Genomic DNA, 22773 nt, shown 5'->3' with positions numbered 1-22773 from the left:
CGCAAGGCGGAACCGGAACGCCGCATTCAGCTCGATGCGGCGCGGGCGGTGCGTTTCAGCGGTGGATCGGCCGCCGCGCCTTCAGCGCCATCACCACGCCGAAGCCCAGCAGGATGGTCACCGCCGAGGTGCCGCCGTAGCTCAGCAGCGGCATCGGCACGCCGACCACCGGCAGCAGGCCGGAGATCATGCCGCCGTTGACCAGCACGTACACGAACAGCGACAGGCCGATGGCGCCGGCCAGCAGCCGCGCGTAGCCGTCGCGCGAGTCGGCGGCGATCCACAGGCAGCGCGCCACAAGGAACAGGTACAGCGCCAGCGTCGCCGCCACGCCGAGCCAGCCGAAGTCCTCGGCCAGCACCGAGAAGGCGAAGTCGGTGGTGTGCTCGGGCAGGTAGTTCAGGTGCGACTGGGTACCCTGCCCCCAGCCCTTGCCGGTCATGCCGCCGCCGCCGATCGCGATCTGCGACTGCAGGATGTTCCAGCCCGCGCCCATCGGGTCGTTCTCGGGATTGCGGAAGGTCAGGATGCGGTCCTGCTGGTACGGGCGCAGGAACGAGAACCAGCGGATTGGCGCGAACATCGCCAGCGCGAAGCCGCCGCCGCCCACCACGCCGGCCGCGCCCCACCACCACCACGAGGTGCCGGCCAGGAACAGCACGAACACGCCGGTGGCGAGGATCAGCACCGCGGTGCCGAGGTCGTGCTGGAGCAGGGTCAGCCCCACCGGCAGCGCGATGATCGCCACCCCGCCCAGCAGCACGCCGAAGCGCGGCGGCAGCCGTTGGCGGTCGAAATGCCAAGCCAGCATCATCGGCAGGGTCAGCTTGGCGAGTTCCGACGGCTGCACGTTGAAGAAGCCGAGGTTGATCCAGTGGTTGCCGTACTTGCCGCTGCCGATGAACAGCACCAGCACCATCGGCAGCAGCGACAGCGCGAAGATCGCCGGCGTCGCCTGCTTGAGCAGGTGCGCGGGAATCCGCGACGCCACCCACAGCGCGCCCAGGCCCACGCAGAAGAACGCGCCCTGCATCGCCACCCCGCGCAGCGACTCGTTGCCGGCGCTGTACTGGGTCGCCAGCCCGATCCCCATCAGCGCCAGCAGCGCGGCCAGCAGCGGCAGGTCGAGGGTGCGCGCGAAGCGCAGCAGCAGGTCCAGCAGCAGGCGCAGCAGGGTCTTCATGGGGTCTTGGCCTCCCGCGCCACCGGCGTCGCGCCCGGCGTGCCGCGCACGTCGGAGAAATCGGGCCGCGTCGCCGGCGCCAGCGCGTCCGCCGGCTGCGGCGGCGCCGGCATCCTGCCGAGCAGCCAGGCGTCGAACACCTTGCGCACGATCGGCGCGGCGGTATCCGCGCCGAAGCCGCCGCCTTCCACCGCCACCGCCACCGCGATGGTCGGCTCGTCCGCCGGCGCATAGCCGATGTACAGCGCGCGATGGCGCTTCCACAGCGGCAGCGAGCGCGGATCGACGGCGGCCGCGGCGCGGTTGACCACCTGCGCCGTGCCGGTCTTGCCCGCCGAACGGTACGGCGAACCGCGGAACACGCGCGCCGCCGTGCCGGAGCCCGTCGTGGTCATCGCCATGCCTTCCTGGATCACGCGCACGTTGTCCGGACGATCGCTGATGCGCACCGCCGGCGACTGCGGCAGCGGTTGCCACGGGGCGTCGAACCCCGCGCGCTGCTCGGCCGCCAGGTGCGGGCGCCGCATCCAGCCGCCGTCGGCGATCGCGGCCACGCCGCGCGCCAGCTGCAGCGGCGTCACCTTCCACAGGCCCTGGCCGATGGACGAGTTGACCAGGTCGCCCGGATACCAGCGCTGCTTGGCGTATTTCATCTTCGACGCGGGCGACGGCACGATGCCTTCGATCTCGCCGGCCAGATCGATATCGGTCTTCTGCCCGAAGCCGTACTTCGTCATGTACGCGTCGTAGCGCTGCACGCCCATGTCCAGCGCCAGTTCGTAATAGTAGGTATTGACCGATTCGTAGATCGACTTGCGCGCATCGGTCCAGCCGTGCACGCCGTCCAGCCAGCCGCGGCCGCGCATGCCGGGCAGGCGGAACACGCCGGTGGACAGGACCCGGTCGCCGGGCGTGCGCAGGCCGCTGTCGAGCCCGGCCAGCGCGGTCAGCGGCTTGATCGTGGAGCCCGGCGCGACGCCGCCCAGCACCACGCGGTTGAACTGCGGGCGCGAGGGGTTGTCGTTCAGCGCCTTGAAGTCGGCGTGGCTGATGCCGTTGACGAACAGGTTGGGATCGAATCCCGGCAGGCTGACCATCGCCAGGATCTCGCCGCTGCGCGGATCGACCGCCACCCCCGAACCTTCCAGCTGGCCGAAGGCGTCCACCATCGCCTGCTGCAGTTCGGCGTCGATCGACAGTCGCAGGTCGGTGCCCGGCGTGGCCGGCACCGTGTCCAGCGCGCGCACGGTGCGCCCGGCCACGTTGGTTTCCAGCCGCCGGTAGCCGGGCTTGCCGCGCAGCTGCTGCTCGTAATGGCGCTCCAGCCCGGTCTTGCCGGTGTGGCTGTAGGCGCCGCCGGCATCGCCCAGCGCGGCCATGTCCTTCTCGTCGATGCGGCCGACGTAGCCGACCACGTGCGCGAATAGCGCGCCGTAGGGATAGATGCGGCCGAGGTAGGGCACCAATTCGACGCCGGGAAAGCGCCAGCGGTCCACCGCGAAGCGCGCCACTTCCTCGTCCGGCACGCGCAGCTTGATCGTCACCGGCTTGAACGGCCGCGCCGCCCGGTAGTCGCGCAGGAACTGCGCCTTCTGCTCGTCGTCGAGGGCGACCACGCCCTGCAGGCTCGCCAGCAGTTTCGCGCCGTCGCCGGCGCGCTCAGGCACCGCCTCCAGCCGCCACGCCGCCACGTTGTCGGCGAGGATGCGGCCCTTGCGGTCGTAGATCAGGCCGCGCGCCGGCGCCACCGGCACCAGCCGCAGGCGGTTGGCCTCGGAGCGGGTGGCGAACTCGTCGTGGCGCAGCACCTGCAGGCGGAAATACCAGCCGCCCAGCATGCCCAGCCCGGCCAGCACGCCGAGGAAGCCGGCCAACGCGCGGCGCCGGAACAGCGCGGCTTCGGCGGCGTGGTCCTTGATCTGGCGGGCGCGGCGCTGCATCGCTCAACCGCGCCGGCGCAGGCGCAGCACGTCCAGCAGCAGGTGCAGCGGCGGCCACAGCAGCATCCCCACCACCGGCGCGGCCCAGTACGGCCAGGGCAGCTGCGGCACGCCCATCGCCAGGTGGATGCCCGCGGTGATGACACGGTCGTTGAGCAGCAGCACGCCGATGGTCAGCGCCTGCTGCGACACCGGGAAGAACCGCAGCCGCGCGCGGAAGCGTTCGAGGATGAAGGCCAGCACCACCAGCCGCAGCGACTGCTCGCCGAGCAGGCTGCCGAAGGCGAGGTCGGCCAGCAGGCCGAGCAGGAACGCCGTGCCCAGCCCGACCCGGTGCGGCGCCTCCAGCAGCCAGTAGGCCAGCACCAGCGCCAGCCAGTACGGCCGCAGCGCCTGCAGCACGCCCGGCAGCGGCACCAGCCCCAGCAGCAGCGCCAGTACCAGGCTGGCCGGCAGCACCCAGCCGTTGCGCAGGCGGCTCATCGCGCGCGCTCCGCAGGGGGTACGGATGCGGTCGGCTTCGATGCCGGAGGCGGCGCGGAAGCGGAAGCCGCCGATGCGGCGGGCGCGGCGGTCGAAGCCGCGGACGTCGATGCGGCGGCGGCCGGCGCGCCCGCCTCGGCCGGCTTGTAGCCGCGCAGCAGCAGCACGTCGCGGCCGCGGTCGAGCTGCGCGGCCGGAGCGACATCGGCTTCGAGGAAGGCGCGGGTATCGTCGGCGCGCAACGCGCCGACCTTGCCCACCGCAAAGCCCGGGGGAAAGCGGTCGCCCAGCCCCGAGGTCAGCAGCTCGTCGCCCTCGCGCACGTCGGCCGACAGCGGCACGTCGGCCAGCCGCAGCGCGTCGCTGCGGCCGGTGCCGTAGACCACCAGCCGCACGCCGCTGCGCGCCACCATCACCGGCACCGCATGGTCGGGATCGGTCAGCAGCAGCACGGTGGCGGTGGTCGGGGTGGTGGCGATGACCTGCCCCATCAGCCCGCCGGCGTCGATCACCGGCTGGCCGGCGCGCACGCCGCTGCCGCTGCCGGCGTCCAGCAGCAGGCGCTGGCGGGTGGGATCGAGGTCGATGTCGATGACGCCGGCCAGCTGCACGTCGAGGCGGCCGCGCTCGGCGCTGTCCAGCAGGCCGCGCAGGCGCGCGTTCTCGGCGGCGGCGGTGCGCAGCCGGGCGTTGCGCGCTTCGGTGAGCAGCAGGGCCTGGCGCAGGCGCGCGTTGTCGCTGGCCAGCTGGGTGCGGGTGACCGCGTTCTCGCGCAGGCTCTCGCCTGCCCGCGACGGCAGCCCGGCCAGCCACCACAACGGCTGCACCGCCGCCTCGGCGTGGACGCGCGTGGAGCGCAGCCAGCCGCCGCGATGGTCCAGCAGCATCAGCGCGACGCCCAGCACCAGGAACGCCAGCAGCCGCAGCACGCCGGCGATGTCGCCGGGGCGGGAAGCGGAAGGGCCGGCGTGGGGCATTGAGCGAGGAGTGAGCGGAGAGAAGTAAGAAGTGAGGAAGATCGGAAGCGAGCGGAACGGAGGAAACGAGGCAGCGCTTTTACTCGCTCCTCACTTCTCTCCGCTCACTCCTCGCCCCATCTCATTCCGGCGCGAAGAACTCGTTGCCGTGCATGTCCACCAGTTCCAGCGCCCGGCCGCCGCCGCGCGCCACGCAGGTCAGCGGATCGTCCGCCACCTGCACGTGCAGGCCGGTCTCCTCGGAGATCAGCTTGTCGAGGTCGCGCAGCAGCGCGCCGCCGCCGGTCAGCACGATGCCGCGCTCGGCCACGTCGGAACACAGCTCCGGCGGGGTCTGCTCCAGCGCCAGGCGGATGCCGGAGACGATGCCGGCCAGCGGCTCGCGCAGCGACTCCAGCACCTCGTTGGAATTGATGGTGATGATCTTCGGCACGCCCTCGGCCAGGTGGCGGCCGGAGATTTCCATTTCGCGCACGTGCTGCTGCAGGTAGGCGTTGCCCAGCTCCATCTTGATCTTCTCGGCGGTCGCGTCGCCGATCAGCATGCCGTGGTGGCGGCGCACGTAGGCGATGATCGCCTCGTCGAAGCGGTCGCCGCCGATGCGCACCGACTGCGAGTAGACGATGCCGTTCAGCGCGATCACCGCCACCTCGGTGGTGCCGCCGCCGATGTCCACCACCATCGAACCGCGCGCCTCGGTCACCGGCATGCCGGCGCCGATCGCCGCCGCCATCGGTTCCTCGATCAGGTAGACCTCGCGCGCGCCGGCCTCTTCCGCCGACTCCTTGATCGCGCGGCGCTCGACCTGGGTCGAACCGGCCGGCACGCACACCAGCACGCGCGGGCTGGGCCGCAGCACGCGCGACTTGTGCACCTTGCGGATGAAGTGCTTGAGCATTTCCTCGGTGTAGGTGAAGTCGGCGATCACGCCGTCCTTCATCGGCCGCACCGTGGTCATGTGGCCGGGCGTGCGGCCGAGCATCTGCTTGGCCTCGCTGCCGACCGCCGCCACCGCGCGCGCGCCGCCGCCGCGATCCTGGCGCACCGCCACCACCGAGGGTTCGTTGAGGACGATGCCCTGGCCGCGCACGTAGATCAGGGTGTTGGCGGTGCCGAGGTCGATGGACAGGTCGCTGGAAAAATAGCCCCTGAGGAACTTGAACATGCTGGAATCGCGCCGGGAAATGGGGGAAGGCCGCGTGGGGGGACGCGGGGCAGGAGCCGGGCCCGAAACGCGCGCGACAGCGCCGCGCCGGGGGGCGATTAGCCTAGCAGAACGGCGCCGCGGAATGGGGAATGGCGGCGCCGAAACCCTGTAGAATCGCGGCCCCTGCGCACGACCCGCCGGCCCGCATCGCGGCGCCTGGGGCGCCTGCGTTTAACATCCCCTCATTCATCCTCGACGGACGTCCCGATGGCTGCGCTGATCTGCGGTTCCCTGGCTTACGACACCATCATGGTGTTCCCCGACCAGTTCAAGAACCACATCCTGCCGGACAAGGTGCACATCCTGAACGTCTCGTTCCTGGTGCCGCGGATGCGCCGCGAGTTCGGCGGCTGCGCCGGCAACATCGCCTACAACCTCAAGCTGCTGGGCGGCGACCCGATCCCGATGGCCACCGTCGGCGCCGACTTCGGCCCGTACCGCGAGTGGTTCGACGAACAGGGCATCACCCTGGACCACGTCAAGGTGATCGACGAGCTGTTCACCCCGCAGGCCTTCATCACCACCGACCACGACAACAACCAGATCACCGCCTTCCACCCGGGCGCGATGATGCGCAGCTACGAGAACCACGTGCGCGACGTGCCGGGCGTGACCATCGGCATCGTCAGCCCGGACGGCTACGAGGGCATGCTGCAGAACGCGAAGGAATTCGCCGAGGCCGGCATTCCCTTCATCTTCGATCCGGGCCAGGCGATGCCGCTGTTCAACGGCGAGGAGCTGCGCCACTTCATCGAGCAGGCCGACTACGTCTGCGTGAACGACTACGAGTCCAACCTGCTGCAGGAACGCACCGGCTGGAGCGAGCGCGACATCGCCGGCAAGGTCAAGGCCTACATCACCACCCGCGGCCCCAAGGGCGCCGAGATCCACGCCGACGGCCAGACCTACCGCATCCCGCCCGCGCACGAGAGCCGCGTCACCGACCCGACCGGCTGCGGCGACGCGTTCCGCGCCGGCCTGATCTTCGGCATCGAGAAGGGCTACGACTGGATGACCATCGGCCGCATGGGCAACCTGATGGGCGCGCTCAAGGTCGAGCACCCGGGCACCCAGAACCAGCGCTTCGACTACGAGGAATTCGCGGAGCAGTTCCGCCAGCAGTTCAGCTACGCGCTGGCCTGAGGTTCGGCGCGCGCGGGGCATTCCGCCGCCGCGCGCTCCAGCCAGGCCGGCAGGTCGCGGCGCTTCACGTCTTCCGCCTTCGCCCGCCGCAGGCAGCGCAGCATGTAGTCGCGCCGGTGCGCGTCATCGCCGGCGAACGACAGCGCCAGGTCGCGGTCCATCCAGCGCCGGATCAGCACGAACAGGCCGACGTGCAGCGCCAGCGCGGCGGCGCTGACCAGCGCGACGACGGCGATGTCGAAACCCCGCACCACCCTAGCTTCGCGTCAGCGCCTCAATTCCACTTCGGCAGCTTCGACGGCTCCAGCCCGCCGACCTCGAACTCGGCGGTGCGCCGGCCCACGGGCTTGGTCGGGAACTCGATCGACAGCTGCTGGCCGGCCTTCGCCAGTTTCCACAGGCCCTTCCAGTCGTCGATGAACATCGCGATGGCCTCGTCGGTCTTCGGCCGCGAGCCGGGCAGCGTGTGCGTCTTGCCGTCGACCACGACCTTGAGCTTGCAACCGGAATAGCAGTCGAAGTCGCCGGCCTGCAGCACCAGGTAGGCGCTGCGGCCCCATTCCGGATGGTCGCGGAAGATCAGCCGCACCGGATGCGCGCCGCCGCCGTCGGTGTCCACCGGCTCCTGCGAATAGATCGACGCCGACAGCTGGTGGCCGTCCTTGCCGACGGGTTCGTCGCCGTAGCTCCACAGCGCGGCCAGCCGTTCCTGCCGCTGCTGCGCCTCGGCGCGGGCGCGCACGTCGTCGAGCTTCGGCTTGACCCGCGCCGCCGCCGCGCTGGTGGGATGGTCCATCTGCAGCACGTCGCCGTAGCCCTTCGCCAGCCGCCAGTTCTGCGCCGCCACCGCCTCCTCGAACTGCTTCTCCATCGTCTCGGCGGCCTGTTCCTTCGCCGCGGCCTGCTCGGCCGCGGCGCGCGCCGCGGCCTCGGGATCGTCGCGCTTGCAGGCGGGCAGGAGCAGGCACAGGGCGAGCACAGCAATCTGTTTCATCATCGGGATACCGTATAACGAAAATGAAAGCAGGTGAAGCCGAGACCAAGCATGCCTAAAAACGCGGTCCCATGAGCATCACGGCCTCGGCCAGACTCGAAGCGGAATATGATTCTCACCTCTGTACTTCAGGATATTCCGATACAGCTCCATGGCACGCTCGTCGGATCTCACCATTTCCCAGCTATCGAAGCCGCCGTACTTCTGTTGTGAAATATATGCCTCTCTTGGCGCTTTCCAGTCACCCAGAAGATAAGCAACTCTATAATAGGATCGCGCTTCGGACAAAGAAGAGCTTGGAATATCTGGAGTATTGCTTCTCGCCATCTCAATAGCTGCATATGTACTCCCATCCAGCAGGGCGCCCATCAAATCAGAGCGCCCAGCAATGTGATCCTTCATCTCGATTCGCTTTCTTCCAAGCACCACTCTTGCAGAAAGATCACCTTTATGGGCAAGCGCCTCCAGCTCAGACAATGACATCGCCTCAAGTTGTTCAAGACGACGATGCGATGGGTAACCAAACTGCTTCAACCAGCGCGCCTCGGCTTCCGTAGCAGCACTAATCGGATCATCGAGACAAAGCTCTTTCCTGATGGCGCACACATATTCTTCAAGTCCATCCTCCTCTTTCACACTGGCAGAAGGCCTTTCTACGCCCAAAGAAAATTTTTCATTGCGTTCCGGGACATTGACATCGGCAATCATTCCCAGCCGCTCACTTTTCGCTTTTCCCTCTTGCTGACGAACAAGCAAGCACACAAGTGCAACAATAGCCAACACTAGCAACAGTAATGCAGATAGCCAATATCGATTTCTTTCGCTCATGGAACACACCCAGCGGTACGCACATCCTGCCGCCACAACGCGCACTTTCTATTCTTTTCGATCATGTTAGATTTATTTTCAATGGAACTGACGGTTTCCACCCAAGAAATTAAGTCCTGAAAATCAAAATTAACGCTTCCGATTGAAAAGCAAAAATTTGCACTTTTGCACTGACCCACTAACTGAATCTTTTTCATCTGATGCCGGAAGAACAAAATACAGGCCAAGCTAAATTACGTCGCGCATTAAATACTGAAGTCACACTCTCTCAGCGCCTTCCATGCAGCATTTCACTCATTGACTGAGCCGCCTCGTAATCTCGTGGCGCTGAAGCCCTCCTAATTACTTCCAGCAAACCAAATTTGCTCGAACATGGGGGCAAAGATACACACGCAGCCAATGCGGGAAAATCTGAATCACCGCACTCGCCACCGCGTCTACAAAACTCTATATAACTCAAGATCGACAATTTTTCTGCTAGTGACGGATCGGCTCTGATATCAGCCTCAGAACTCAACTCTTCAGGAACAAGATCCGCATTTGAAGCATATTCCAGAATCATTTGAGCTTGATCCGCGTTAGCACTCCGAAGCTCAGCTGACAATTCTCGTCTGGCAACATCCTTTCCCGCCACCTCCTCTACCTTTCGGAGCCTAGCCTCTAATTTTGCGCTATAGGACTGCTTTCGAAGCACATTTACACGATAATCGAACTCCTCTTTGCTCGAATAATGCATAGCGCAAAAATCTCGCAACCTCTTGACTTCCACAGGAATTTCGACACCCGGAATGACACTTACTCCACTTTCACATGCCCCTTCAAGGCGTATGAATTTATCTATTGAAACCGGATCACCACTCAAGGCTCCAGTCGAATACTTATCATACAACTCCGTATATTTTCCAGGGCTGCGCCCCTTATCGGTAGAGAATATTTCGTCGCCACTTTCAGGCCGCCGATTCTCAACAGTCTTTTCATGAGTCTGCCTTTGCTCATGCCCTAGCGGAAAATTCTTCCACAAAGCATAAGCTCCAATTACAAAAAGAAGCAGCGAGCAAACCAGAGGCATAACGATTTTTTTCATTTCCATCACCGCGGGCAGTTCAGCGAATCAGGAACGCGCGCAAGCATATCTTCCGCTGGCGCCGTTGGACTCGCCATTGTTCCAGGAATCCAAACATATCTTTCATCTCCACCTCCAAGATACGATATCTTTAAGATTTCGCCCTTTCCGTAGATTTGAGTCGTCCGAGTCGAGGCTTTCCATTTCAGGAAATCTTGTCTTGCAGACAAATAACGGGCCGGACCATCTGCGCTACACTTTACATTCTCGGGATTATTCGAATCCCTCGGCACGGTGTAAGAACCAGCCCCTCCCCCACCGCCGCCACTTGGCGGCGGATCTGGTGGATATCCACCCCCTCCCCTCCCCCTCCACCCGTATCATCCATATAAAAGCAATCACCAACGAAATACCACGTCGTATCACCCGAAGTGGTTGACGCTATGTTGCATACATATCCGCCGCCCATATCCGCTATACGCGCTGGCGACGATATCGGCGCAAGTATCAATGCAATTCCAACACATACGACTCCAACGAATCCGCGCACGCTCTCGATCCTGAATTTAGAATGACTGACCAACTCTAAAAATAGAAAAAGAAATAGCAAATTATCTTCATAAATCTTTGCATTCTAAAAACTTATTGCAGGAATCTCACCAGCGCTTCGGCCACCTCGCGCGGGCGCTCCGCGATCGACATGTGGCCGCAGCCGTCCAGCAGGACCTGGCGCGCCTGCGGAATGCGCGCGGCGTACAGCGCCAGCGCGCTGGGGTCGATCACCGCGTCCTGCCGGCCCCACAGCAGCAGCGCGGGTTGGCGGATGCGGCTGGCTTCCTCGCCGGGCAGCAGGCTCTCGTCGCCGCGGCCGATGCGGTCCAGCACCGTCTGCTCGAAGGCGGCGTCGGCGCGGCGCTTGGCGATCAGCGCGGCGGAGGCCGGCCACGGAATCCACGGCTTGGCCGCGTCGTCGAAGAACACCGTGTCGACGAAGCGCCGCAGCGTCGCCGCGTCCTCCACCGCGAACGGGTTCTTCCCGGCCAGCACGTCCAGGCCGAATTGATTGTCGTCGAAGCGCACGCCGGCGGCGTTGAACAATCCCACTTTGGCGATGCGCTCCGGCCAGCGCGCCGCCACCAGCGCGGCGATGCCGCCGCCCATCGAATGCCCCAGCAATACGACGGGCCGCTCCGGCGACAGCGCATCGATGAACGCGGCCACGTTCGCCGCCTGCTCGACGAAGCCGTAAGCCGCGCCGGGCCTGCGTTCGGATTCGCCCCAGCCGGGCAGGTCCGGAATCAGCAGGCGATAGCGGCCGCCCAGCGCGCGCGCCAGCGGATACCAGTTCTCCTTGCTGCCGGTGAAGCCGTGGACCATCACCACGACCGGCGCGGCCGGATCGGCGGCGGCGCGGTGCGCATACACCCAGCGATGGCCCGCCGCCTCGACCATGCCGCGCGACAGCCCGGCGGCGCGGCGCTGGCGCGCGAACTCGCCGCGCACCAGCCGCATGGGATCGCGCCACAGCGCGACGATCGCGGCCAACAGCGCCGCGATCAGTACCGATGCAAAGAAAAGCAGCGCCATCGCGTCCGGACCGCCCCGCGCCGGCAGCGGCCGGCGCGGGCGCGGCGGTTACTGCGCGACGGGCGCGGCCGGCGCCTTGGCCTTGGCGCCGTCGATGATCGCCTCGACCGACCCCGCGGTGATCGGGTGCGTGCCCGGCCTGGCCTTCGCGAACACCTGCTCGGCGAACGCCAGGCCGTCAGGCGTCGCCACCAGCGCCTTGTAGACCGGCAGGATCAGCTTGCGGCGGCCCACCCGCTCCAGGAACTTGCCCATCTCCTCGCGCGCGGCGGCGTAGCCGCTGCGTTCGGCCAGCGGATACCAGCGCATCGCGATCTCGCCGTTGGGCGTACCGGTGAAGTGGTAGGCCTCGTCCAGCTGCTGGAGCTGCTCCGGCTTCAGCGTCTCCGGCATGCCTTCGAGGAAGTGCACCCATTCCTGCGTGCCCCACGCGCCGGTGATGCTCTTGTCCGGCAGCTTGGCGCTGCCCTGCCAGGCGATGCGCGCGGCGTTCACCGTGCTGAACCTGCCCGACTCCACCTGCGGCGCGTTGCCGGGGATGCCCGGCTCGTACAGCCACTGGTCGACTTCCTGCATCGTCACCACGTTCGGATGCTTGTCGATCAGGTTGGCTTTCAGGTAGTCGCGGAACTGCGACGTGGTGATGCTCTGGAATGAGAAGTGGTCGAAGTAGCCCTTCAGCCACGGATCGAACACCTCGCGGCCGAAACGCTTCTCCAGGAACTGCAGGAACCACGCGCCCTTGGTATAGACGGTGGCGCTGGACTGGTCGTCCGGGTCGGCCAGGGTGCCGGGCTTGAGCGACAGGCGCTGCAGCTTGGGATCGATGGAGGCGAACTCCTGCTTGAGCTCGTCGCGGTCGATCACCTCCTCCATCTCGGCCATGTCCTTGCCGTACAGCGCCTCGGTGATGCGGCCCTGCACGTAGGTGGTGGTGCCTTCGTTGAGCCAGCTGTCCTTGTCGGTGGCGAAGGTGACCAGGTTGCCGGACCAGCTGTGCGCCAACTCGTGCGCGACCAGCGACACCAGCGACTTGTCGCCGACGATCACGGTGGGCGTGGCGAAGGTCAGACGCGGGTTCTCCATGCCGCCGTAGGGGAACGACGGCGGCAGCACCAGCAGGTCGTAGCGGCCCCAGCGGTACGGGCCGTACAGCGACTCGGCGGTGTCGATCATCTTTTCGGTGTCTTCGAACTCGGCGGTCGCCTTGTCCACCATCGCCGGCTCGGCCCACACGCCGCTGCGCTCGGAGATCGGCTTGAACACCAGGTCGCCGGCGGCGATGGCGAGCAGGTAGGACGGGATCTTCTGCGGCATCTTGAAGCTGTAGTCGCCGTCGCGCGCCGCCTTCGGGTCGTTGTCGGCGCTCATCAGCACCATCGCGTCGGCAGGCGCGACGACGTGCGCGCTGTAGGTGAAGCGGATCTGCGGCGTGTCCTGCAGCGGCACCCACGAGCGGGCATGAATCTGCTGCGACTGGCTGAACATGAAGGGCTGCTTGCCGCCCTCGGTCATCGACGGCGCCAGCCACTGCAGGCCGGAGGCGTCCGGCGAGGTGGCATAGGTGACGCGCACCTTGGCCGGGCGGGTCGGCGTCTCGATGGTCAGCGCGCTGCCCAGCACCTTGTCCTTGTCCGACAGCGCGAACGTCAGCGGGCTCCACTGGCCGTCGGCGCCCAGGCCCTCGGCCTTGTCGATGGTCAGGTCGCGGGTGTCCAGCACCAGCTGGGTGGCGGTCTTGTCGACCCAGTCCAGCGTGTAGGTGGCGGTGCCGCCGATCGTCTTCTTGTCGAAGTCGATGGCCAGATCCAGCGCCAGGTCGTTGGTGCGGACCTTGTCCGGCTGCGAGAAGGAATGTTCGTCCACGACCTTCTCCGCGGCGGCGGCCGGCGCGGCCGGGGCTTGGGCGGCGGGTGCCGGGCTCTGGTTGCCCTGGCAGCCGGTGGCGGAGACGCCGAGCGCGGCGGCGATGGAAACGGACAGAAGCAATTGGCGCATGGACACGATCCGGTGGCGGAAAACCCGAGTTTATCGCCGCGGGCGGGCGTCCGTCGCATGCCCGGCGCGCGCGCCGGCCGTTGCACGCAAGACTGGCCGCGCCCTGCGGGCATGCGAACCCCTGCCATCAGTCATGGCAACCCGCGCGGATCGCGCCGCATCCCAGCAGGCAACGACGACGATCCACACGGAGAGACCGCTTGAAGCCGTTCGTTCCAACGCCGCATGCCCTGGCCGCCGCGCTGCTACTGTGCGCCCCGTTCGCCCACGCCGCCAGCCAGGACGCCGGCGCGCAGCCGCCGCCCGCCAACTACGTGCCCGGCGGCCGCATCCCGCAGTTGCAGGGCGAGATCGCCATCGACGGCAAGCTCGACGATGCCGCGTGGCAGGGCGCGCTGGTGCAGGAAATCGCCTACGACACCCGGCCCGGCGACAACACGCCGGCGCCGGTGAAGACCGTCGTGCGCATCGGCTACACCGCCGACGCGCTGTACGTGGCCTTCCACGCCACCGACCCGGACCCGTCGAAGATCCGCGCGCACCTGCGCGACCGCGACGCGATGTTCAACGACGACTGGGTGGGCGTGTTCCTCGACACCTTCAACGACCACCGCCGCGGCTACGAGCTGGTGGTGAATCCGCTCGGCGTGCAGGGCGACATCATCCGCGACGAGACCAATACCAACAACCAGGAAGACTCCAGCTGGGACGGCCTGTGGCAGAGCGCCGGCCAGCTCACCGCCGACGGCTACGACGTCGAGTTCCGCATCCCGTTCTCCACCCTGCGCTTCCCCACCGGCGGCGGCGACCAGCGCTGGGGCATCTCGCTGTACCGCAACTGGCCGCGCGACAAGCGCCACCAGCTGGCCAGCCACAAGGTGCCGCGCGACTCCAACTGCTTCCAGTGCGAATGGGGCAAGTACGACGGCATGGCCGGGGCGCAGCAGGGCCGCAACCTGGAAGTCGTGCCGACCCTGACCATGGGCAAGACCCAGACCCGCGACGCCGCGGGCGATCCGTGGCGCAGCGGCGACACCAGCATCGAGCCGGGCATCGACGTGAGCTGGGCGCCATCGCCGGCGATGACCCTCAACGCGACGATCAACCCGGACTTCTCGCAGGTCGAAACCGACCAGCTGCAGCTGGACATCAACAACAGCTTCGCCCTGTTCTACCAGGAGAAGCGGCCGTTCTTCCTCGAAGGCGCGGACTACTTCACCAGCCAGTTCGACGTGCTCTACACCCGCCAGATCGCCGATCCGGACTACGGCCTGCGCGTCACCGGCCGCGACGGCGGCAACACCTACGGCGCGATCGTCGCCCGCGACGCCGCGCCGCAGGTGCTGATCCCCGGCACCCAGGGCTCGCAGTTCCAGGCGCTCGAAGAAAAGGCGGACGTGGCGGTGGGCCGCTATCGCTACGACATCGGCACCGAGCTCAGCCTCGGCGCGATCGGCACCTTCCGCCAGGGCGACGACTACGCCAACAACGTGGCCGGCGTCGACGCGCGCTGGCGCAAGGGCGCGCACACCGCGACCGCGCAGTTCCTGCACAGCCAGTCCGAATACCCGGACGACATCGTCGATCTGTACAAGGACGACCTGGGCAACGACGCCACCCCGTCCGGCAACGCCTGGCGCGCGCAGTACGGGTTCAGCAACCGCAACTGGAACTTCGACGCCTGGCACGAGAGCATCGATCCCGGCTTTCGCGCCGACCTCGGCTTCATCGGCATGGTCGGCTACGACAAATCGCTGGTCGGCGGACAGCGCATGTGGTATCGCGACGGCAAGGCGTTCGAGCGCATCAGCCTGTACGCCGACTGGGACATCACCCATCGCTTCGACGGCCAGCTGCTGGAGCGCGAGCTGGAAGCGCAGGTCGGCGTGAACGGGCCGATGCAGAGCTTCGCCAGCCTGCACGGCATGACCCGCATCGCGTACTGGAACGGCAAGCTGTTCGACGAGCACTACGTCGACCTCAACGCCAACTTCCGCCCGACCGGCAACCTGCAGCTGGGCGCCTACCTGCAGGCCGGCACGATGATCGACCGCGACGCCAGCAAGACCGGCCAGCGGACGATGCTGGAGCTGTTCGGCAACGCCAACGTCGGCCGCGGCATCGCGGTGGACTGGGACCTGATCCGCCAGCGCATGCGCCGCGACGGCGGCACCGCGTTCACCGCCACCGTGCTCAACGCCGGCGGCAGCTGGCAGTTCGACCCGCGCCAGCGCCTGCGCGTGACCCTGCAGGGCAGCGAGGTGAAGCGCGACCAGGCGCTGTACGTGGATACGGTCAACGAGACCGCGCGCGACTGGGCCGCGCAGCTGGTCTATTCGTACAAGATCAACCCGCGCACCGCGCTGTACGCCGGCGCGTCCTACGGCGCGTTCATGGACGACGACAACCCGACCATGTTCGGCAGCACCCGCAGCGTGTTCCTGAAATTGAGCTACGGCTGGCAGCCTTGAGGAGCGAGGAGTGAGTGGAGAGAAGTGAGGAGTGAGGAGTGAGGAAAAGCGGTGGATTGCTCTCGCTCACTCCTCACTCCTCTTCGCTCACTCCTGCTTCATCTTCGCCAACCGCAGCTGGAACAGCACCTTGGTCACCAGCAGCCGTTCCTCGATCGGCTTGAGCACCAGGTCGTTGGCACCCTCGCGCAGCAGCGCGGCCTGGTTGTCGCGGTTGTCGTCGCCGGTCATCATCACCATCGGCAGGCGGCGCTTGCCGTAGCGGAACACGCCGCGGATCTGGTTGAGCAGTTCGCGGCCGCTGAGCGCGCCCTTCAGGTACACGTCGCTGAGCAGCAGGTCGGCGCCGACGTCGCCGTCCTTGCGGCCGAGGAACTTGTGCAGGTGGTCCAGCGCGTCCTCGGCGCTGATCATGTGCAGCACCTGCATGCCGTGGCGCTCCAGCATGCGCTTGGTCGCCACCGCCACCACCTTGCTGTCCTCGACGTACAGCACGCGCGCGCCCTCGATCGGCGCCGGATGCACGTAGCCGCGGATGAACGCGGCCAGCGCGCCCTGCCCCAGCGACTTGTCGAAGTAGTCGGTGATGTCCTCGGTGAAGGCGCGCGTCTCCAGCGCTTCCTGCGCGTTGCCGGAGATCACGATCACCGGCACGTAGGCCTGCCCCGACGCCTCGCGCACGCTGCGCGCCAGCGCCAGGCCGTCGCCGTCCGGCAGCACCAGCGCGGTGGTCACCAGATCGACCGCGCCGTCCTCCAGCGCCTTGCGCGCCTCGGCAATGCCGGAGCAGCCGATCACCTGCGCGCCCGGCAGCTCCTTCAGCAGCGTGTCGCCGACCAGCTTGCGCACCAGCTTGCTGCCGTCGACCACCATCACCCGCGGCGCGTCGCTGACCACGTGGCGAAGATCCTGTTTGCCAGCCATCTCAATGCTCCAGCGGGCGGGTTTGCCGCAGATAGTGCCCGGTCACGAGGCCGGCGCCGAGCCAGCCGAGCAGGCCGGCGCCGGCCAGCACGCAGATCGCGGCCAGCGGATCGAGCCCGCGCAGCGCGAACGTGCTGCCGTAACGCGCGGCCAGCGCGGCCAGCGGCGATTGCAGCGCCTTCCACGCCAGGGTGAGGATGCCCAGCGCCAGCGCGCCCGCCGCCAGCCCGTACCAGGCGCCGAGGTAGAGGAAGGGCCGGCGCACGAAGCCGTCGCTGGCGCCCAGCAGTTGCAGCACGCCGATCTCCTCGCGCCGCGACTGGATGTCCAGGCGCACGGTGTTGCCGACCACCAGCAGCGCGCCCAGCCCCAGCAGCGCCGCCAGCACCTGCACCGCGCGCGCGCCGAAGCCCAGCCACGCTTGCAGACGCTCGCGCCACAGCGCATCGAACTGGACGCGGTCGGTTTCCGGCAGCGCCTGCGCGGCCTCGACCAGCGCGCGCTCGTCGTCGCGCGGCGTCGCCCGCAGCACCTGCGGCAGCGCCGCACGCGCCGCGTCCGCGCCCAGCGCGTCGATCGCCGCCGCCAGATCCTCGCGCTGGCGCAACTGCGCCAGCGCCTGTTCCGGCGCGACGCGTTCCACCTTCGCCACGTCGGCGCGCGCGCGCAGCATGTCGGCCAGCGCGTCCGCCTGCGCCGCGTCGATGCCGGGCTTCAGGAACACCGTCACCTCGCGCGCGGCCTGCACCTGCCCGCCCAGCCGCTGCACGTTGTGCAGCACCACCCACAGGCCCAGCGGCAGCGCCAGCGCCATCGCCATCACGCCCACCGTGAGCAGGCTCGCCCACGGCTTGCGCAGCATGCGGCCAAGGCTGGCGACGACGCTGTAGCCGTGGTGCTCCAGCCACGCGCCGGCGCGGCTGGAATGCACGTTGGCGACGCGCTGGTTGTCCTGCTTAGCCATCGACCAGGTCCTCCGGGGCGATGTCGTCCACCAGCCGGCCGTGGTCCAGCACCAGCACGCGCTTGCGCATGCGCTTGACCAGCGCCAGGTCGTGGCTGGCGACCAGCACGCTGGTGCCGCGTTCGGGCAGCGCGGCGAATAGCGCCATGATTTCCGCCGACAACGTGGGATCGAGGTTGCCGGTGGGTTCGTCGGCGATCAGCAGCGGCGGCTCGGCGACCACCGCGCGGGCGATGCCGACGCGCTGCTGTTCGCCGGCCGAGAGCTGCGTCGGCAAGGCATTCGCGCGCGCCTCCAACCCGACCCGGCCGAGGATCGAGCGCACCCGCTTGCCGATCTCGGCGCGCTTCATCCCGCGCAGCACCAGCGGCAGCGCCACGTTCTCGGCGACGCTGCGGTCCATCAGCAGCTGGTGGTTCTGGTAGACCACGCCGACGTCGCGGCGGTGGCGGGCGATGCGGCCGCCGCGCACCTTCGCCAGGTTGCGCTCCTCGAACAGCACCGCGCCGCGGCTGGGCCGCTCGGCCAGCTGGATCAGCTTGAGCAGCGTGCTCTTGCCGGCGCCGGAATGGCCGGTGACGAACAGCATCTCGCCCGCGTCCACGGCGAAGCCGACCTCGGACAGCGCGGCATGGCCGCCGGGATAGAGCTTGCTGACGTTGTCGAAACGCAGGACCGGCATGCGGGAGGAAGGCGGACGGGCGAGTGCGCAGTATCGCCCGAGCCACGGCCTGCGGCCAGCGCGGCCGCTACCGCGTTCAGTGCTGCTTGCTGGGCGAGCGCGTCACCAGCGACTTCAGGCCGCGGCCGATGCGGCTGAGCAGCGACGGCTTGTCGGCGGCCGGCGCGGCAGCGGAGGCGGACCGGTTCGCCGGCACGTACTTCGGCGACGCGGGCTTGGCGGGCTGCCCCGCCTGCGCGTGCGCCTGCACCGCGCCTTCCGCGCCCTCGACCGGACGGCCGCGACGACGGCGGCGACGCTTGCGCGCCGGCGCATCGCCCTCGGCCACCGCCGCCTGCGCCGGCGCGGGGACGACGGGCTTCGGCGGCGCGGCGGCCTCGCCTTCCACGCGAGGCTTGCGCGGCGGACGCGGGCCGCGGCCCTCGCCGCTGCGGCGTTCGCCGGACCCGCTGCGCTCGCCGGAACGCCCGCCGCTGCTGCGCCCGCCGCGGCCACCGCCGCGCTTGGCGTCCTCGGCGGCGCGCGCCTCGCGCACCTCGCGGAAGATCTCGCCGATGCTGTCGCCGTCGTCGCTTTCGCCCTCGGCCGGCTTCGGCCGTTCCGGGCGCGGCAGCGCGGTCATCAGCTCCTGCGTGACCGGCTCGGACGGGATCTTCTGCTCGATGTAGGCCTCGATGTCCGGCAGCGACATCGCGTAGCGCTCGCAGGCGAAGCTGATCGCGTCGCCTTCCTCGCCCAGCCGTGCGGTGCGGCCGATGCGGTGCACGTAGTCCTCGGCGTCGAACGGCAGGTCGTAGTTGTAGACGTACTTGATGCCGTCGATGTGCAGGCCGCGCGCGGCCACGTCGGTGGCGACCAGGATTTCCAGCTGGCCGGCCTGGAACTTCTTCAGCAACGACTCGCGCTTCTTCTGCGGCACGTCGCCGGACAGCACGCCGACGCGGTAGCCGGCCCGCTCCAGCGCGCGCGCGACGCGCTCCACGAACGCCTTGGTGTTGACGAACACCATCGTCCGCGCGCCTTCGCTGCGCGACAGCAGGCCCAGCAGCAGCGGCAGCTTCTCGTCGTCGGCCGGGTAGTAGAGCTTCTGGCGGACGCGCGCGGCGGTGATGGTCTCGGCCTCGACCACGAGCTTCTGCGGCTCGTTCATGTGTTCGTAGGCCAGCTCCAGCACGCGGTGGCTGAGCGTGGCCGAGAACAGCAGGGTCTGGCGGGTGCCGCGCTCCGGCATGCGCCGCAGCAGGAAGCGGATGTCCTTGATGAAGCCGAGGTCGAACATGCGGTCGGCCTCGTCCAGCACGCACACCTCGCAGGCGTGCAGGCTGACCACCTTGTGCTGCTTGACGTAGTCGATCAGCCGGCCCGGCGTGGCGATGATGACGTCGGCGCCGCGCTGCAGCTGCTCGCGCTGCTTGTCGTAATCGACGCCGCCGTAGACCAGCGCGAACTTCAGGCCGAGGTCGGAGGCGAACTTCATCGCGTCCTTGTGGATCTGGATCGCCAGCTCGCGGGTCGGCGCCAGGATCAGCGCGCGCGGGTCTTCCGGCTTGCGGTCGGCCAGCGCCGGGCGCTTGAGCAGGCGGTCGATCACCGCGACCAGGAAGGCCAGGGTCTTGCCGGTGCCGGTCTGCGCCTGACCGGCGACGTCGCCGCCGGCCAGCGCCACCGGCAGGGTCATCGCCTGGATCGGCGTGCAGCGGGTGAAGCCGGCGGTCTCCAGCCCGGTTTGCAGCGCGGGGGCCAGTTCGAAGGTGGAAAAGGTGATGTCGGTCAGGGGCTTGTCGGACACGGAGGCGGCCTCGGGCGTGGCTGCGCGCGCTGCGATGGAACACCGCGTTACGTTGCGCCACTTGCATGAATGGAGGGCAGCCACGCAGACTGCCGGGAAGAGTTCCGGGGCTGGTCGTTCCCGGCACGGCGCCTTGAAAAAGCCGGCGCAACCTCCCAAGTCTACCACCGGCGCGGCCTGCCGCGTCCCGCAGCCATATTGGAGCCCCCATGAGCGATACCGTCCTGCACGCCACCGACGCCGATTTCTCCGACATGGTGCTGGCCTCCGACCAGCCGGTGCTGGTGGATTTCTGGGCGCCCTGGTGCGGCCCGTGCAAGATGATCGCCCCGGCGCTGGACCAGCTGGCCACCGACTACGCCGGCAGGGCCAAGATCGTGAAGGTCGACGTCGACCAGAACCAGCAGACCGCGCTGAAGTACCACGTGCGCAGCATCCCGATGCTGCTGCTGTTCAAGGGCGGCCAGGTACAGGCCACCCAGATCGGCGCGGTGGGCAAGGCCCAGCTGGCGCAGATGATCGACAAGTCGCTCTGATCCGTATTCCCCGCGGGAAGGGCGGACGCCGCCTTTCCCGCAGGCGCCGCACCCGCGGGCGGCCTGCCGCCCGCCCAAGCTGAACGAAGCCAGTTGCGCGCGATGCCGCGCCGGTGCTAGTTTCTGCCCACCCGGCCCGCCCCGTCGCTTTTCCCGGCGCGCCGCACCCATCTGATCCACTCCCCGACGATCCCGCCTGCGCACCCGCAGGCGCTCGCAACGAAGCGAGGTTTTTCCCCTTGTCCGATACCACCAACGACGCCACCGGCGAAGTCGCCGAGAAGCGCGTGCGCAAGCCCCGCGTGGCCAAGCCGCGCGCCCCCGAACAATCCGAGATCGCGCTGGCCGACGCGCCCGCGCCGACTCCGCCGCCGGCCGCGCCCGAAGCGTCCGCCCCGGCCCCCGCCGCGCCGCAGCCCGCCGCCGATGCCGGCAACGGCCAGCCGCAGCGCGAAGGCCAACAGGCCGAAGGCGCCAACCCGCATCCCGCGCAGCACGGCCAAGGCGGCCAGCAGCACGACGGCCAGCGCAACAGCCGCCGCGAGCGCTTCAAGAACCGCCGCGACCGCCAGCGCGAACGCTACCGCGACGGCGGCATGCAGGACGACGGCGGCAACGGCGAACCCTTCGTGCCGCGCCCGCATCCGCAGGTGCCGGAAGGCTTCCCGACCTACTCGCTGGGCGACCTCAAGCGCATGGCCGCGCACAAGCTGCTGGAAATCGCCGATCAATTGCAGATCAGCGAAGGCGTGGCCCGCGCCCGCAAGCAGGACATCATCTTCGCGATCCTGAAGGTGCTGACCCGCCACGGCGAAGGCGTGCAGGCCGACGGCGTGCTGGAAATCCTGCCGGACGGCTTCGGCTTCCTGCGCGCCGCCGAGGCCAGCTATCTGGCCGGCCCCGACGATACCTACATCAGCCCGTCGCAGATCCGCCGCTTCAACCTGCGCACCGGCGACCACGTCTCCGGCCGCATCCGCTGGCCCAAGGACGGCGAACGCTACTTCGCGCTCAACATCGTGGACACCATCAACGGCGAGCCGCTGGAAGCGTCCAAGAACAAGACCCTGTTCGAGAACCTCACCCCGCTGTTCCCGCGCAAGCGCTTCAAGCTGGAGCGCGGCGACGGTTCCAGCGAGGACATCACCGGCCGCATCCTCGACCTGATGGCCCCGCAGGGCAAGGGCCAGCGTGCCCTGATCGTCAGCCCGCCGAAGGCCGGCAAGACGATGATGATGCAGCAGATCGCCAGCGCGATTACCTACAACCATCCCGATGTCCACCTGATCGTGCTGCTGATCGACGAGCGTCCGGAAGAAGTGACCGAAATGCAGCGCACCGTGCGCGGCGAGGTCATCTCCTCCACCTTCGACGAGCCGGCCGCGCGCCACGTGCAGGTCGCCGAAATGGTGATCGAACGCGCCAAGCGCCTGGTCGAACACAAGAAGGACGTGGTGATCCTGCTCGACTCGATCACCCGCCTCGCCCGCGCCTACAACAACGTCATGCCGAGCAGCGGCAAGGTGCTGACCGGCGGCGTGGACTCCAACGCGATGCATCGCCCGAAGCGCTTCTTCGGCGCGGCCCGCAACGTCGAGGAAGGCGGCAGCTTGACCATCATCGCCACCGCGCTGGTCGATACCGGCAGCGCGATGGACAAGGTGATCTACGAGGAGTTCAAGGGCACCGGCAACAGCGAAGTGCATCTGGATCGTCGCATCACCGAGAAGCGCGTCTATCCGGCGATCGGCGTGAACCTCTCCGGCACCCGCCGCGAGGACCTGCTGATCGAACCCGACCTGCTGCAGAAGATCTGGATCCTGCGCAAGCTGCTGCACCCGATGGACGAAATCGCGGCGATGGAGTTCCTGCTCGACAAGATGAAGAACACCAAGTCCAACGACGAGTTCTTCAGTTCGATGCGGAAGTGATCCGTCGCTCCATCGCTGCATGATGAAACGCCCCGCATTTCTGCGGGGCGTTTCGTTTTTCGGGCGCCGGGAT

At 67.8% G+C, this 22773-nt stretch carries 18 protein-coding genes and 1 pseudogene; 4 read left to right on the top strand and 15 right to left on the bottom strand.

Annotated features, from left to right (window positions below; genetic code table 11):
- Positions 1 to 55: 55 nt before the first annotated feature.
- The 5 genes and pseudogenes from rodA to H9L17_RS09330 form a co-directional block, all read right to left on the bottom strand.
- A complete protein-coding gene (gene rodA, locus H9L17_RS09350) occupies positions 56 to 1183 on the bottom strand; it encodes a rod shape-determining protein RodA (RefSeq protein ID WP_187569203.1) in 1128 nt (375 codons plus the stop codon).
- A gap of 83 nt (positions 1184 to 1266) precedes the next feature.
- A pseudogene (gene mrdA, locus H9L17_RS09345) lies at positions 1267 to 3123 on the bottom strand (penicillin-binding protein 2); the annotation flags it as partial.
- Between the two features lie 3 nt (positions 3124 to 3126).
- Positions 3127 to 3606 (bottom strand): rod shape-determining protein MreD, encoded by a 480-nt coding sequence (gene mreD, locus H9L17_RS09340; RefSeq protein ID WP_187569201.1) that lies wholly within the window; start codon positions 3604 to 3606, stop codon positions 3127 to 3129.
- Positions 3603 to 4583 carry a rod shape-determining protein MreC gene (gene mreC, locus H9L17_RS09335; RefSeq protein WP_187569200.1) on the bottom strand — a complete coding sequence of 327 codons (981 nt, stop codon included), beginning with the start codon at positions 4581 to 4583 and terminating at the stop codon, positions 3603 to 3605. Before mreC ends, mreD begins: the two co-directional genes overlap by 4 nt.
- A gap of 121 nt (positions 4584 to 4704) precedes the next feature.
- Positions 4705 to 5748, bottom strand: coding sequence for a rod shape-determining protein (locus H9L17_RS09330; RefSeq protein ID WP_187569199.1), 1044 nt, complete (start codon positions 5746 to 5748; stop codon positions 4705 to 4707).
- A gap of 249 nt (positions 5749 to 5997) precedes the next feature.
- Here H9L17_RS09330 and H9L17_RS09325 point away from each other — a divergent pair, with 249 nt between their 5' ends.
- Positions 5998 to 6933, top strand: coding sequence for a carbohydrate kinase family protein (locus H9L17_RS09325; protein WP_187569198.1), 936 nt, complete (start codon positions 5998 to 6000; stop codon positions 6931 to 6933).
- Here H9L17_RS09325 and H9L17_RS09320 read toward each other — a convergent pair.
- The 6 genes from H9L17_RS09320 to H9L17_RS09295 form a co-directional block, all read right to left on the bottom strand.
- Positions 6918 to 7184, bottom strand: coding sequence for a hypothetical protein (locus H9L17_RS09320; RefSeq protein ID WP_223158041.1), 267 nt, complete (start codon positions 7182 to 7184; stop codon positions 6918 to 6920). The two genes, H9L17_RS09325 and H9L17_RS09320, sit on opposite strands and share 16 nt — an antisense overlap.
- Positions 7185 to 7207: 23 nt before the next feature.
- Positions 7208 to 7927 carry a hypothetical protein gene (locus tag H9L17_RS09315; protein WP_187569197.1) on the bottom strand — a complete coding sequence of 240 codons (720 nt, stop codon included), beginning with the start codon at positions 7925 to 7927 and terminating at the stop codon, positions 7208 to 7210.
- A 78-nt stretch (positions 7928 to 8005) separates the two neighbouring features.
- Entirely contained in the window at positions 8006 to 8755 is a 750-nt protein-coding gene (locus H9L17_RS09310) for a hypothetical protein (protein ID WP_187569196.1), read from the bottom strand.
- 268 nt (positions 8756 to 9023) lie between these two features.
- Positions 9024 to 9839, bottom strand: coding sequence for a hypothetical protein (locus H9L17_RS09305; RefSeq protein WP_187569195.1), 816 nt, complete (start codon positions 9837 to 9839; stop codon positions 9024 to 9026).
- A gap of 621 nt (positions 9840 to 10460) precedes the next feature.
- Positions 10461 to 11405, bottom strand: a complete 945-nt coding sequence (locus tag H9L17_RS09300) for an alpha/beta fold hydrolase (protein WP_187569194.1) — start codon at positions 11403 to 11405, stop codon at positions 10461 to 10463.
- A gap of 48 nt (positions 11406 to 11453) precedes the next feature.
- Entirely contained in the window at positions 11454 to 13403 is a 1950-nt protein-coding gene (locus tag H9L17_RS09295) for a M1 family metallopeptidase (RefSeq protein WP_187569193.1), read from the bottom strand.
- 200 nt (positions 13404 to 13603) lie between these two features.
- Here H9L17_RS09295 and H9L17_RS09290 point away from each other — a divergent pair, with 200 nt between their 5' ends.
- On the top strand, positions 13604 to 15874 hold the full coding sequence (locus H9L17_RS09290; RefSeq protein WP_187569192.1) for a carbohydrate binding family 9 domain-containing protein: 2271 nt from the start codon (positions 13604 to 13606) through the stop codon (positions 15872 to 15874).
- A gap of 87 nt (positions 15875 to 15961) precedes the next feature.
- Here the strand turns inward: H9L17_RS09290 and H9L17_RS09285 are convergent, their stop codons facing one another.
- The 4 genes from H9L17_RS09285 to rhlB all read right to left on the bottom strand — a co-directional run bounded on the left by H9L17_RS09285 (position 15962) and on the right by rhlB (position 20233).
- Positions 15962 to 16798, bottom strand: coding sequence for a response regulator (locus H9L17_RS09285; protein WP_187569191.1), 837 nt, complete (start codon positions 16796 to 16798; stop codon positions 15962 to 15964).
- Position 16799: 1 nt separating this feature from the next.
- Complete coding sequence (ftsX, locus tag H9L17_RS09280) at positions 16800 to 17762, bottom strand: permease-like cell division protein FtsX (protein WP_187569190.1); 963 nt, start codon at positions 17760 to 17762, stop codon at positions 16800 to 16802.
- The gene (gene ftsE / locus H9L17_RS09275) at positions 17755 to 18444 is read right to left on the bottom strand and encodes a cell division ATP-binding protein FtsE (RefSeq protein ID WP_187569189.1); all 690 of its coding nucleotides are present in this window, start codon (positions 18442 to 18444) and stop codon (positions 17755 to 17757) included. The genes ftsX and ftsE overlap by 8 nt, the downstream gene beginning before the upstream one ends.
- Positions 18445 to 18520: 76 nt before the next feature.
- Positions 18521 to 20233 carry an ATP-dependent RNA helicase RhlB gene (gene rhlB, locus H9L17_RS09270; RefSeq protein WP_187569188.1) on the bottom strand — a complete coding sequence of 571 codons (1713 nt, stop codon included), beginning with the start codon at positions 20231 to 20233 and terminating at the stop codon, positions 18521 to 18523.
- 209 nt (positions 20234 to 20442) lie between these two features.
- On the opposite strand from rhlB, the gene trxA reads away from it, so the two are divergent.
- Positions 20443 to 20769 carry a thioredoxin gene (trxA, locus tag H9L17_RS09265; protein WP_187569187.1) on the top strand — a complete coding sequence of 109 codons (327 nt, stop codon included), beginning with the start codon at positions 20443 to 20445 and terminating at the stop codon, positions 20767 to 20769.
- Positions 20770 to 21008: 239 nt separating this feature from the next.
- The gene (gene rho / locus H9L17_RS09260) at positions 21009 to 22700 is read left to right on the top strand and encodes a transcription termination factor Rho (RefSeq protein WP_187569186.1); all 1692 of its coding nucleotides are present in this window, start codon (positions 21009 to 21011) and stop codon (positions 22698 to 22700) included.
- Positions 22701 to 22773: the final 73 nt, after the last annotated feature.

Source organism: Thermomonas brevis (assembly GCF_014395425.1).
GTDB lineage: Bacteria > Pseudomonadota > Gammaproteobacteria > Xanthomonadales > Xanthomonadaceae > Thermomonas > Thermomonas brevis.
The sequence above is the reverse complement of the archived record's forward strand: the minus strand, read 5'-3'. Positions and strand labels throughout refer to the sequence as shown.

Bases quoted from the DNA above. Each gene is read 5' to 3' on its own strand.
- rodA (WP_187569203.1), bottom strand. From the start codon at position 1,183: ATGAAGACCCTGCTGCGCCTGCTGCTGGACCTGCTGCTGCGCTTCGCG.
- mreD (WP_187569201.1), bottom strand. From the start codon at position 3,606: ATGAGCCGCCTGCGCAACGGCTGGGTGCTGCCGGCCAGCCTGGTACTG.
- mreC (WP_187569200.1), bottom strand. From the start codon at position 4,583: ATGCCCCACGCCGGCCCTTCCGCTTCCCGCCCCGGCGACATCGCCGGC.
- H9L17_RS09330 (WP_187569199.1), bottom strand. From the start codon at position 5,748: ATGTTCAAGTTCCTCAGGGGCTATTTTTCCAGCGACCTGTCCATCGAC.
- H9L17_RS09325 (WP_187569198.1), top strand. From the start codon at position 5,998: ATGGCTGCGCTGATCTGCGGTTCCCTGGCTTACGACACCATCATGGTG.
- H9L17_RS09315 (WP_187569197.1), bottom strand. From the start codon at position 7,927: ATGAAACAGATTGCTGTGCTCGCCCTGTGCCTGCTCCTGCCCGCCTGC.
- H9L17_RS09310 (WP_187569196.1), bottom strand. From the start codon at position 8,755: ATGAGCGAAAGAAATCGATATTGGCTATCTGCATTACTGTTGCTAGTG.
- H9L17_RS09305 (WP_187569195.1), bottom strand. From the start codon at position 9,839: ATGAAAAAAATCGTTATGCCTCTGGTTTGCTCGCTGCTTCTTTTTGTA.
- H9L17_RS09300 (WP_187569194.1), bottom strand. From the start codon at position 11,405: ATGGCGCTGCTTTTCTTTGCATCGGTACTGATCGCGGCGCTGTTGGCC.
- H9L17_RS09295 (WP_187569193.1), bottom strand. From the start codon at position 13,403: ATGCGCCAATTGCTTCTGTCCGTTTCCATCGCCGCCGCGCTCGGCGTC.
- H9L17_RS09285 (WP_187569191.1), bottom strand. From the start codon at position 16,798: ATGGCTGGCAAACAGGATCTTCGCCACGTGGTCAGCGACGCGCCGCGG.
- ftsX (WP_187569190.1), bottom strand. From the start codon at position 17,762: ATGGCTAAGCAGGACAACCAGCGCGTCGCCAACGTGCATTCCAGCCGC.
- ftsE (WP_187569189.1), bottom strand. From the start codon at position 18,444: ATGCCGGTCCTGCGTTTCGACAACGTCAGCAAGCTCTATCCCGGCGGC.
- trxA (WP_187569187.1), top strand. From the start codon at position 20,443: ATGAGCGATACCGTCCTGCACGCCACCGACGCCGATTTCTCCGACATG.